The organism is Streptococcus sp. HMSC076C08, from assembly GCF_001810825.1.
Taxonomy (GTDB): Bacteria; Bacillota; Bacilli; order Lactobacillales; family Streptococcaceae; genus Streptococcus.
Genome location: NZ_KV802725.1, coordinates 34471 through 45810, shown reverse-complemented (window position 1 = coordinate 45810; position 11340 = coordinate 34471). Strand labels below are relative to the sequence as shown.

Annotated in this window: 8 protein-coding genes and 1 pseudogene; 2 read left to right on the top strand and 7 right to left on the bottom strand. The window is 43.0% G+C overall.

Annotated elements, in window-relative coordinates:
- From HMPREF2766_RS10110 to HMPREF2766_RS04400, 7 genes and pseudogenes are all read right to left on the bottom strand, one after another.
- Window positions 1–99 (bottom strand): annotated as a pseudogene (locus HMPREF2766_RS10110) (tagatose-bisphosphate aldolase); the annotation flags it as partial.
- 10 nt (window positions 100–109) lie between these two features.
- Window positions 110–1276 carry an SIS domain-containing protein gene (locus HMPREF2766_RS04425; RefSeq protein ID WP_070567961.1) on the bottom strand — a complete coding sequence of 389 codons (1167 nt, stop codon included), beginning with the start codon at window positions 1274–1276 and terminating at the stop codon, window positions 110–112.
- Window positions 1277–1545: 269 nt separating this feature from the next.
- Window positions 1546–1950, bottom strand: coding sequence for a PTS sugar transporter subunit IIA (locus HMPREF2766_RS04420; RefSeq protein WP_000045700.1), 405 nt, complete (start codon window positions 1948–1950; stop codon window positions 1546–1548).
- Window positions 1951–1953: 3 nt separating this feature from the next.
- Window positions 1954–2775 carry a PTS system mannose/fructose/sorbose family transporter subunit IID gene (locus HMPREF2766_RS04415; RefSeq protein WP_000185284.1) on the bottom strand — a complete coding sequence of 274 codons (822 nt, stop codon included), beginning with the start codon at window positions 2773–2775 and terminating at the stop codon, window positions 1954–1956.
- Window positions 2762–3667, bottom strand: a complete 906-nt coding sequence (locus tag HMPREF2766_RS04410; protein WP_070567959.1) for a PTS mannose/fructose/sorbose/N-acetylgalactosamine transporter subunit IIC — start codon at window positions 3665–3667, stop codon at window positions 2762–2764. The genes HMPREF2766_RS04415 and HMPREF2766_RS04410 overlap by 14 nt, the downstream gene beginning before the upstream one ends.
- Window positions 3668–3693: 26 nt before the next feature.
- Window positions 3694–4170, bottom strand: coding sequence for a PTS sugar transporter subunit IIB (locus HMPREF2766_RS04405; RefSeq protein WP_000156968.1), 477 nt, complete (start codon window positions 4168–4170; stop codon window positions 3694–3696).
- Complete coding sequence (locus HMPREF2766_RS04400; RefSeq protein WP_070567957.1) at window positions 4167–5954, bottom strand: glycoside hydrolase family 35 protein; 1788 nt, start codon at window positions 5952–5954, stop codon at window positions 4167–4169. Before HMPREF2766_RS04400 ends, HMPREF2766_RS04405 begins: the two co-directional genes overlap by 4 nt.
- A gap of 321 nt (window positions 5955–6275) precedes the next feature.
- Here HMPREF2766_RS04400 and HMPREF2766_RS04395 point away from each other — a divergent pair, with 321 nt between their 5' ends.
- Window positions 6276–6992, top strand: a complete 717-nt coding sequence (locus tag HMPREF2766_RS04395) for a GntR family transcriptional regulator (RefSeq protein ID WP_001007181.1) — start codon at window positions 6276–6278, stop codon at window positions 6990–6992.
- A 302-nt stretch (window positions 6993–7294) separates the two neighbouring features.
- Window positions 7295–11326, top strand: a complete 4032-nt coding sequence (gene strH / locus HMPREF2766_RS04390; protein ID WP_070567955.1) for an LPXTG-anchored beta-N-acetylhexosaminidase StrH — start codon at window positions 7295–7297, stop codon at window positions 11324–11326.
- Window positions 11327–11340: the final 14 nt, after the last annotated feature.

Sequence of the window (11340 nt, the reverse complement as noted above, 5' to 3'; positions counted from 1 at the left end):
ACCACGTTGGTCAAAGGCAAGAGCTGAGATAATGCCGTTCTCGTCAGAGAGTTTTTGCAAGCAAGCTACTTTATTGGGACTTAATTGTAATTTACTCATAGACACTTCCTTATTTTTGATATTCATGAATGATCACACCTTGTACCACACGGTTTACGGTACCAGTAGGAGACGGTGTATCTGGTTTATTTTCTACCTTGAGTGAAGTCAATAGGGCAAAGAGTTGGGCATAAACGATGTAAGGGAAGACACGGTAAATATCGTTCAAGACACCGCCACAACCAAGGGCTACTTCTTTGACATTTTCAAGACCAAAGGCTTGATCACTCAAGAGCACGACACGACGAGCAATGTGATCACCAGCCACTTCACGAACCAAGTCCAAGTCGTACTTGCGAGTGTAGTCTGTCGTTGTACCAAATACCAAAACAACTGTATCTTCGTTGATCAATGATTTTGGACCGTGACGGAAGCCAACTGGGCTTTCATACATGGTCGCCACTTGACCAGCTGTTAATTCCAAAATCTTGAGCTGAGCTTCATGAGCAAGGCCAAAGAAAGGACCAGCACCAAGATAGATGACGCGGTTAAAGTCAAGGTCTACAAGCCCTTTAACATCTGCTGCATTGTCTAGAACTTTGCGGGCAAGGCTAGACACAACTTCAAAACGTTCAGCTTTCACAGCAAATTCTGTAGGATCAAAGACCAAGAGAGCTGTTAGCAGCATAGATGTAAAGCTAGAAGTCATGGCAAATCCAGCGTCATTAGAAGCAGCTGGTTGCAAAAGCAAGAGATTGCGGTCATCTCCATGAGCTTGAAGAGCCAATTTACCATCTGCAGCACATGTAATGGTCACTTGATAGAGGTCATCCACCAAGGCCTTAGCCAAATCAACCGTCGCCACACTTTCAGGTGAATTCCCACTACGAGCAAAGGAAACAAGGACAGTCGCCACATCTTTTTTCAAATAAGTTTCTGGATTGGCAACAATATCAGTTGTCGCAATAGCATTGAAATTCCATTTGCGTTCGTCATAGACTTCCTTAAAGTAAGGCACCAAGGTATCTCCCACATAAGCAGAAGTACCAGCACCCGTCAAGATGACCTTGATATAGTCATGCTTATCAGCGATTCCTTGTAGGAAGGCTACAATTTCTTCTCGTTTTGCTTGATAGGCTTCAAAAGCCTCTTTCCATACATCAGGCTGTTGGTAGATCTCACGAGTCGTGATTTCTGCACCCAGTTCAAGTAATTCTTCTTTTGTGTAATTTAGCATAGAGTTCCTCTAATCTATTGTTGTTTCATTCCTATTGAAAATATGGGAATGGGATTGACTCCCATTCCCATGTATATTCTATATAAGATGCTCTAACGATTTAGCCGTTGTCACATCGTATACTCAATGAAAATCAAAGAGCAAACTAGGAAGCTAGCCGCAGGTTGCTCAAAGCACTGCTTTGAGGTTGCAGATAGAACTGACGAAGTCAGTAACATCTATACGGCAAGGCGACGCTGACGTGGTTTGAATTTGATTTTCGAAGAGTATTATTCATCTTCGTCATCATCGAAGCCCGCTAACAGGTCGTTGACTTTTACGATGCTTTCTGCAGCACGGCTCTTATAATCCGCATCTGCACCTGTAAGGCTTGCATTGATAAATTCAATCACCATTGGAAGATTCATCCCTGCGTAGAGTTCAATGTCGCGACCTTCCATGATCAAACGGCTTACCACGTTACAGGGTGTACCACCGAGAAGGTCCGCAAAGACTAGGAAATCATCCAATCCTTCGATAGCAGCTTCAAATTTTGCAGTAAATTCTTCTGGACCATCTTCTGGAAGAAGAGCCACTGCATGAATGTTGTCCTGTGGACCCATGATCATTTCTGTGCTACCTTTAAGTTCTTCACAGAAACGACCATGACTCACCAAAATTAATGACTTACTCATAAATTATGCGCCCATTCCAAGCAAGAATTTACCGATGAATGAAAGACCTACTGCAAGAACGATAATGATACCGATCGCTTTAGTAGAGTTCATACCTTTCTTACCAAGCAACCAGAAGATAAAGGCAGTAAAGATTGCTGGGAGCAAGCGTGGGAAGATTGAGTTCAAGATGTCTTGGAAGTCAATCATCTTTTCACCGATTGGCAATTTGTAAGAAATGTCAAAGTTGATCATTGTTGCTACAAGAGCACCCATCATGAAGACACCAAGTACAGATGCAGCATCAATCAAAGCTGTCAAGGTACTTTGCATGTTGTTGATAAGGTTAACCCCTTCTTTGTAGGCAAATTCCAATTGTTTCCAACGGAAGATGTCATATGCAACTGCAACTGCGATCCAAAGGAAGATACCCCATGGTTGGCCAGCGATAGCCATAGTTGCTGCGATAGATCCCATGATAGCAGGTACAAGTGAACCAAAGATAGTATCTCCAAGAGGAGCGAATGGTCCCATCAAACCTGTCTTGATACCGTTAACGGCATCTTTTGAACCCACACCATCTTTTTCTTCCATGGCAAGGTCAAAACCAGCGATAATTGTGTGGAAGAATGGTGAAGTATTGAAGAATTGAGTATGAACTTTCATCATTTCTTTCAATTCAGGAGTTCCATCCCCATACATTTTACGCAATTGTGGCAAGATCATGTAAAGGTAACCTGATGCTTGCATACGCTCGTAGTTCCATCCCAATTGGAAAGTGAACAAGCTACGTTTGTTGATTTGATTAAAATCTTCTTTTGTTAATTTGTAATTAGAATTCGTCATCTTCAATTTCCCCACTTTCTGATGGTGTAGAAGGTGCTGCTACAGCTACTTTTTGGCTGTTCTTAAAGTGAACAACTGCAAGGAAGATACCTACGATAGAGATACCGATCATAGACAATCCTTTGAAGTTGTTAGCAAAGCCAATCTTTTCAGCAACATCAGCAGGAAGAGTACCAAGGATACCCGCAACAGCTCCACCAAGACCTGTTACATATGAGTAAAGAACAGTCAACATAGCTGTCAAACCGAATCCCATTGCAAGGTAGTGAAGGTTACGTTTAACTGGAAGGTAACGAAGCAAGATTGCAAATCCGAGACCTGGAAGCATACGACCTGCAAGTGTCAAACCATCTGCAACCCATTGGTATTCTTTAACAAGGTTTACAACACCTTGTACGAATTCTCCACCAAAAGCAAGAGCGAAGAATACTGGAAGGGCACGAGAAAGAGCCCATGGAAGCGCACCAAGTAGATAGTTACGTTCGATACCTTTGTAGTCAAAGCGTTCGATCGCAGCATCAATACGGTGTGCAAAGAAAGTAGTTGTCATACGTCCAAGAACGTCGAAGTATGTCAAAAGTGCTGCTACTGGTACAGCGATTGTTGTAATCGCAAGATCTGTATCAATACCTTGAGAGATAGAGAATGCTGTTGCAAGAACCGCACCAGAAGTTGCGTCAATACGAGAAGCACCACCGAAGGTACCAACCCCGAGAACGAACAACTGCAAGCTACCACCGATAAACAAACCAGTTGTCACATCTCCCATGATCAAACCAGTAATGAAACCAGCGAATACAGGGGAACCTGCAGATGAAACGATTGTCAACTCATCACAGATTTGATAAGCTGAGTACAAAGTGAGAAGTAAAATTTGCCACCATTGTATCATAACAATGACCTCCTAAAAATTTTTTCCTATTTTAATAAGCTCAAAAAGTCTGAAACTGGATCATTTGGAACCATTTGAGCAGTGAGTTTCACACCTTTTTCTGCTAGTTTGTGGAAATCTTCCACATCCTTGTCTACCACGTTGATAGAACGTGTGATAGAGCGAGTTTCTGGTGTTTGAGACATATTGCCGACGTTGAGTGTTTCAAGCGGTACACCTGCTTCGACCAAACCAAGGAAACGGTCTGGTTTACGTGCAACGATAAAGAGACGTTGGCTATCGTATTTACCAGCAAGGATATTTGCTGCTGCTTTCTCAACTGGCAAGATACTGAGTTTCACACCTGGTGGTGTCGCAAGTTTCAAACCACTCTTTTCAATATCGTTGTTAACAACTTCGTCGTCTACAACCATAATGCGTGAAACATTTAGTTTTCCAGCCCAAAGATTGGCTACTTGACCGTGGATCAAACGTCCATCGATACGGCATCCTACAATTGTCATAAGTTTTCCCCCTTTATGTGTTTTAGTGTAGGTTTACGAGTTAAACGAATCTCTTCTTTATATTCGCCCTCAGTTTCAAAGATAATGATGCGGTTAGCACCTTCCTTGAGATAACTATGAGGGATATAAAGTGAGAGGGTCGGGCCGACGTTCCAGAAACGCCCTAGGTGACGCCCGTTGACAAAGGCAACTCCCTTACCAAACTCAGACAAGTCTAAGTAGGTATCCTTCGGCTCTTCGACCGTAAAGTCGAAAGCGTAAAAGGCTGGTTGTCCTTCTGTCCATCCTTTTGAAAAATCAATCTTCTCAGGATTATCCAGTGGTAGTGGATATTGTTTCCAATTCAGTAAGAAATGTAGATCCTTGCAGACACCTGTACGAATTCCTTTACGTTGCGTATCTGCCAAGAACTTATGACCGTAGTTGACACGCCCCATATTTTCGATCAAGATGTCAATCTCTGAAAAGCCTTCTCGGTTGCCTTGACAGTAGATATCTTCACCAATCTCTGTCTGGTATTGAGTAGCAATCCATTGACCATCTACAAAGAGTTGAGCTCGGTCACGTCCATCGATGATACGGAGGCGTTCCTCTTCTGCATCCCAACTTGCCTCCGTGCGGTAGAGAAGGTAGCCATAACTTTGACCAAGTTCTTCCATCGCTTTTGGATAGAGGCTTTCAGTAGGACTAGAGAGACTATCCAGAGTTTCAAACAAGGAAACTTTTTCGACCAATGGAATGGACCCTATCTCCATGCTTTCCTTATAGAGTGGTTCCAACTGTGGATACTCTGGGAAGTGTGTTGCCATCATCTTCTTGACTGCTAAGTATTTAGCAGTTGGATTTCCTTCTTCATCAAGAAGGGCGTCATAGTCGTAAGATGTGACTTGTGGCAAATCCAGAGTCCCTCGAGCCGAGCAACCATTCATGAAACCAAAGTTTGTCCCTCCATGGAACATGTAGAGGTTGATAGAGCCTTGCTCCAATACCTCTCGAACAGCTTCTGCCAATTCTTTAGGATCCCGTGTGATGATGGGTTCTTTCCAACGGTTGAACCAACCATCCCAGAATTCCATACACATGAGGGGCCATTTCTTGCCATGCTCATCAAAGAATTCCTGCATCTGTGAAAAGTTGTACGGAGCTTTAGAACCGAAGTTTCCTGTCACAAAGAGATCGTCTTCGATCAAGGTTCCGGCTTTCAGAGTAGCCCTCCATGGACCATCTGAAGTAAAGAGTGGGCAATCAATCCCTCGGTCTTCCATCAATTTCCGAATTGCTCGTAGATAAGACTTGTCTTCTCCATAAGAGCCATATTCATTTTCGACTTGCATCATAAGAATGTTTCCACCATTATCCAACAAGCGAGGCACAAGCCTTGGCAATAATTGGTCATAATAGCGAGCAACAGCCTCGATGTAGGCCGGGTCGGACGAGCGAATTCGCATGTCCTTGGTCAAGAGCCAAGCCGGCAAGCCACCAAATTCCCATTCCGCACAGATAAACGGAGACGGGCGTACAATGGCATAGAGACCTAGATCTTGTGCAATTTGAAGAAATCTCTCCAAATTTCTGGCACCTTCAAAATCAAACTCCCCTTCAACAGGTTCGTGTAAATTCCAAGCCACATAGGTCTCGACTGTATTAAAGCCAAGCGCCTTTAAGTTATAGAGAGAATGATACCAATCCTCTGCTGGAATCCTAAAATAATGAATGGCGCCGGACAAAATCTTGAACGGTTTTCCGTCTAAATAGAAATCGTCCTCAATTTTAAATCTGGTCATGTTATTACCTCTGACGAATTAAGTTTGCGCTTTCATTTATTATAATATTAACTATAATCAAATCTTTTGCATTTGTCAATAGGTTTTAGAAAATTATTTAAAATTTTTCTATTTTTTTACTTACCGTTTACCGAAATTATCTAAAAATAGCATGAAAACGATCTTTTTATGTATGATAATTCACAAGAACATCAAATGAATTTTTTTACATGTAAAATAACATTTTTAGTCTATTATTTTAATTTTTTGACCTTAATACTACTCTTTTCTCTATATTTGTGGTAAAATCAAAATTGGAGAAAGAGAATCGAGGTGAAATTTATGGCTATTCCTAAATACCAATATATTAAAGATGAATTAAAAAATAAAATCATCTCTGGTCAATTTGCAAGTGGAGATAAATTTTATACAGAAGCCGAATTGATCGCGATGTACGATGTGAGTTCAATCACAGTTGTTCGTGCCTTGAACGACCTTGCTAAAGACGGCTACATTGTCCGCCAACAAGGTAAAGGTACTTTCGTTTCACGTGCCCGCAAGCACAAACTCGTTGAGTTTTCAGATGTTGAAATCTTTGAAACAAAAGACGATAAAGTTACTGTCCTTTCTATCGAGCGCGGAAACAAACTTGAATATTTAGATAAACTTGGACTACGTGGAGATCAATTCTACTATAAGATTGAACGTATTCGTCAGACAAACGACGTAACATACATCTACCACACATCTTATATTCCTGAGCAATACATCAATGCCAACTATCCAAATCTTGATTATTATAGCTCTATCTATACACGTTTCAAATTGGATTACCGCATTCACATGAGTGATGAACATTTTGAGGAAATCAACGAAATCGCATTCCCAACACCAGAGCATGCTGCTTCTGTACTCGGAATCGATACACAATTCCCAACTGTCTTCCAAACAAAGACTACAAAACTTGAGGCCACTGGCCAAGTCCTTGCCTATAGTGAAACTTATAAGCGAGCAGACTACTACAAAATCAAATTCATCTCATGTAACCGAGGTCATTAAGAAAAAGCCTGAGCCTAGCTCAGGCTTTTTCTATATTCATTATAGCACGAGAAATAAGTTGTGAAAACGCTATGAAGGTCTCTTATTTAATTAGTAGCATTTTTACTAAAAACAAGGTAAATTTTCGTTTGGTTTTTCCTCTGTTTTATCCCTCATTAGCAAATTTCTCCTAAATCTTATGATTTCCTCTATTTATTATAGTTCTTATATAAACCCACTTGACATTTTACTCCTTAGATAATAAAATAAAATTGGTTTTATGTAAACGCTATCATATATGATAATAACAAGGAGGTTTTGTCATGAAACTAGAAAAGAAACAGCGCTTCTCCATCCGTAAATACGCGGTTGGGGCAGCTTCTGTACTTATAGGATTTGCTTTTAGCGCCCAAGTCGTATCTGCCGACGGGATTACTCCAGCTCCAACAGCTGAAGAAACTGTTCAAACTATTCAGGAGAGTCCTCAAGCAGTCAAGGAAGCTGTAGACTCCAAGGTTCCAGAAAAACTGGAAGAAAAGGCTGACAAACCTGTAAAAGAGGAGGTCAAAGAAGACCAGGAGGCTCCTCGAACAGTTGCTCCAACAACAGAAGAGTCAAGCGCACCAGTTGTGACAGAAAATGCTACTCCAACTCCTACTGCCGAGAAAGAAAGCCCTGCCCCAGCTGAAACTCCTGCTGAAAGCACTTCTTCAGAAAAGAAAAATGAAGCCGTCACACCTGCAGTAGCCACTCCTAGCACGGAACGAGCAGCTCAGGTAAATGAAAAACTGGCAAAACGAAAAATGATCTCAATCGACGCTGGACGCAAGTACTTCTCTCCAGACCAACTCAAAGAAATCATCGACAAAGCCAAACACTACGGTTATACTGATCTTCATCTACTAGTTGGAAATGACGGCATGCGTTTTATGTTAGACGACATGACGATCACAGCCAATGGCAAAACCTATGCAAGTGACGATGTCAAACGTGCACTCGAAAACGGAACCGATGCCTACTACAAGGATCCAAACGGCAACCATTTGACAGAAAGTCAGATGACGGACTTGATCAACTATGCTAAAAACAAAGGCATTGGTCTCATCCCAACTGTAAATAGCCCTGGCCACATGGATGCGATTTTGCATGCCATGAAAGAACTAGGTATCCAAAAACCGAACTTCAACTACTTTGGCAAGGAATCTGCTCGTACCGTTGACCTGGATAACAAAGAAGCGGTTGCATTTACCAAAGCTCTGATCGAAAAGTATGCTGCTTACTTCGCTGGCAAAACTGACATCTTCAATATCGGACTAGACGAGTACGCCAATGATGCTACAAACGCCAAAGGCTGGAGCGTTCTTCAAGCCTATAAATGGTATCCAGAAGATGGATTCCCTGACAAGGGTTATGATAAATTTATCGCCTACGCCAACGACCTTGCTCGCATCGTCAAATCTCACGGCCTCAAACCAATGGCTTTTAACGACGGTATCTACTACAATAGCGACACTAGCTTTGGAACCTTTGACAAAGACATCATCGTTTCTATGTGGACTGGTGGATGGGGCGGATACGACGTCGCTTCTTCTAAACTTCTAGTTGAAAAAGGCCACCAAATCCTTAATACCAACGATGCTTGGTACTACGTCCTCGGACGAAATGCCGATGGCCAAGGCTGGTACAACCTCGACCAAGGACTCAATGGTATCAAGAACACTCCAATCACTTCTGTACCAAAATCTGATGGGGCTACTATCCCGTTCATCGGGGGTATGGTAGCTGCTTGGGCGGATACCCCATCTGCACGCTATTCACCATCACGCCTCTTCAAACTCATGCGTAGCTTCGCAAATGCCAATGCTGAATACTTCGCAGCTGACTATGAGTCTGCTGAGCAAGCTCTGAAAGAAGTACCAACAGACCTTAACCGCTATACTGCAGAAAGTGTCGCAGCTGTAAAAGAAGCTGAAAAAGCTATTCGCTCACTCGATAGCAACCTCAGCCGTGCCCAACAAGACACCATTGACCAAGCAATCGCAAAACTCCAAGAAGCTGTAAGCAATTTGACCTTCACACCAGAAGCTCAAAAAGAAGAAGACGCGAAACGTGAAGTTGAAAAACTTGCCAAGAACAAGGTAATCTCTATCGATGCTGGACGTAAGTACTTCACACTTGACCAACTCAAACGCATCGTAGACAAGGCGAGCGAACTCGGCTACTCTGATGTGCATCTTCTCCTAGGAAATGATGGACTTCGCTTCCTCCTTGATGACATGACCATCACAGCTAACGGAAAAACTTATGCAAGTGACGACGTCAAAAAGGCCATCATCGAAGGAACAAAAGCTTACTACGATGATCCAAACGGAACCACTCTTAGTCAAGCTGAAATCACTGAATTGATCGAGTACGCAAAATCAAAAGGCCTCGGACTCATCCCAGCGATCAACAGCCCAGGTCACATGGATGCCATGCTCGTCGCTATGGAAAAACTTGGAATCAAGAATCCTCAAGCCAACTTTGACAAGGTATCCAAAACAACCATGGACCTTGAAAACGAAGAGGCGATGAACTTTGTCAAAGCCCTCATCGGCAAGTACATGGACTTCTTTGCAGGCAAAACTAAGATCTTCAACTACGGTACAGACGAATATGCCAATGATGCTACCAACGCGCAAGGCTGGTACTACCTCAAATGGTATGGACTCTATGGCAAGTTTGCTGAGTACTCTAACACTCTTGCTGCTATGGCCAAAGAAAGAGGCCTTCAACCAATGGCCTTCAACGATGGTTTCTACTACGAGGACAAGGATGATGTTGAGTTTGACAAGGATGTCATCATCTCTTACTGGTCTAAGGGATGGTGGGGTTACAACCTTGCATCTCCTCAGTACCTGGCAAGCAAAGGCTACAAATTCCTTAACACCAACGGAGACTGGTACTACATTCTCGGCCAGAAACCTGAAGATGGTGGTGGTTTCCTCAAAAAAGCAATTGAAAATACTAAAAAAACACCATTTAACCAGCTCGCATCTACCAAGTATCCTGAGGTAGACCTTCCAACAGTTGGAAGCATGCTTGCCATCTGGGCAGACAAACCAAGTGCTGAGTACAAGGAAGAAGAAATCTTTGAACTCATGACTGCCTTTGCAGACCATAACAAAGACTACTTCCGCGCTAACTACAATGCACTCCGTGAGGAACTTGCTCAAATCCCTGCAAACTTGGATGGATACAGCAAGGAGAGCTTGGAGGCCCTAAATGCAGCTAAAGAAGCTCTCAACTACAACCTCAATCGTAACAAACAAGCCGAGTTAGACGCTCTCGTAGCCAAACTCAAAGCAGCCCGCCTAGACCTCAAACCAGCAGCAACCCACTCAGGAAGCCTCGATGAAAACGAACTAGCTGCCAATGTTGAAACCAAACCGGAACTCATCACAAGAGCAGAAAAGATTCCATTTGAGGTCATCAAGAAGGAAAATCCAAATCTCCCAGCTGGTCAGGAAAAGATCATCACACCAGGTGTAGAGGGCGAACGCACTCATTACATATCTGTCCTTACTGAAAATGGGAAACAAACAGAAACGGTTCTAGATAGCCAAGTAACCAAAGAACCTGTGACCCAAGTGGTTGAAATCGGTGCCCCTATTACTCACAAAGGGGATGAAAGTGGCCTTGCTCCAGCTGCCGAAGCGAAACCAAGACTAGATATCCAAGAAGAAGATATTCCGTTCACTACCGTGACACGTGAAAATCCACTCTTGCTCAAAGGGAAGACTCAAGTCGTTACTAAAGGCGCTAACGGCCGTCGCAGTCATTACTACTCTGTGAGCACTAGTGCTGACGGTAAGGAAGTGAAAACTCTTGTAGATAGCCTTGTGACTCAAGAAGCAGTGACCCAAGTTATTGAAGTCGGAACCCTTGTAACCCATGTAGGAGACGAACACGGTCTTGCTCCAGCCGCAGAAACAAAACCGAGACTGGATATCCAAGAGGAAGAAATTCCATTCACTACTGTGACACGTGAAAATCCTCAATTACCAAAAGGACAAACGCAAGTTGTTACTAAAGGAGCTAACGGCCACCGTACTGCCTTCTACTCTGTGAGCACTAGTGCTGATGGAAAAGAAGAAAGAACGCTTGTCAATAGCGTGGTAGCACAGGAAGCGGTCACTCAAGTCGTTGAAGTCGGCACTGCCGTTGAGAAAGCTGAGCAAGCTGAAACAACTACTAGCAAAGCAGAAGAAAAACAACTCCCTGCAACAGGAAGTCAAGACTCTGCAGGCTTGGTCGCAGCAGGACTCATGGCCACACTAGCAGCCTACGGACTCACTAAGAGAAAAGAAGATTAACCCCCTTCGACAAG

What these genes read in the sequence shown, in the direction of transcription:
- HMPREF2766_RS04425 (WP_070567961.1), bottom strand. Translation starts at nt 1,276, where the DNA reads ATGCTAAATTACACAAAAGAAGAATTACTTGAACTGGGTGCAGAAATC.
- HMPREF2766_RS04420 (WP_000045700.1), bottom strand. Translation starts at nt 1,950, where the DNA reads ATGAGTAAGTCATTAATTTTGGTGAGTCATGGTCGTTTCTGTGAAGAA.
- HMPREF2766_RS04415 (WP_000185284.1), bottom strand. Translation starts at nt 2,775, where the DNA reads ATGACGAATTCTAATTACAAATTAACAAAAGAAGATTTTAATCAAATC.
- HMPREF2766_RS04410 (WP_070567959.1), bottom strand. Translation starts at nt 3,667, where the DNA reads ATGATACAATGGTGGCAAATTTTACTTCTCACTTTGTACTCAGCTTAT.
- HMPREF2766_RS04405 (WP_000156968.1), bottom strand. Translation starts at nt 4,170, where the DNA reads ATGACAATTGTAGGATGCCGTATCGATGGACGTTTGATCCACGGTCAA.
- HMPREF2766_RS04400 (WP_070567957.1), bottom strand. Translation starts at nt 5,954, where the DNA reads ATGACCAGATTTAAAATTGAGGACGATTTCTATTTAGACGGAAAACCG.
- HMPREF2766_RS04395 (WP_001007181.1), top strand. Translation starts at nt 6,276, where the DNA reads ATGGCTATTCCTAAATACCAATATATTAAAGATGAATTAAAAAATAAA.
- strH (WP_070567955.1), top strand. Translation starts at nt 7,295, where the DNA reads ATGAAACTAGAAAAGAAACAGCGCTTCTCCATCCGTAAATACGCGGTT.